Raw genomic sequence first — 287 nt, forward strand, 5'->3', positions numbered from 1 at the left:
TGCCCCGATGGCGTCGACGTCTATTTCGACAACGTGGGAGGCAGCGTGCTGGAACTGGCGCTGGCCAACATGAACGAACGGGGGCGCGTTGTCTGCTGCGGGGCGATCAGTCAATACGATACCGAAGCCCCCACCGGCCCGCGCAACCTGCCCGGCGTCGTCGTGGTGAAACGCCTGCGGATGGAAGGGTTCATCGTGATGGATTTCGCGCAGGACGACGACAAGGCGCTCCGCGCGCTGCGCCACTGGGTCGAAGCGGGCCAGATCAAGGTGACCGAAGACATCGT

1 protein-coding gene is annotated in these 287 nt (G+C 64.5%); it reads left to right on the forward strand.

The window, feature by feature from the left end; translation table 11 throughout:
* A partial coding sequence (locus A3764_RS22570) for a zinc-binding dehydrogenase (protein WP_150122414.1) occupies nucleotides 1–287 on the forward strand: 287 nt, incomplete at both ends.

This window comes from Sulfitobacter sp. HI0129 (assembly GCF_001635395.1).
Taxonomy (GTDB): Bacteria; Pseudomonadota; Alphaproteobacteria; order Rhodobacterales; family Rhodobacteraceae; genus Sulfitobacter.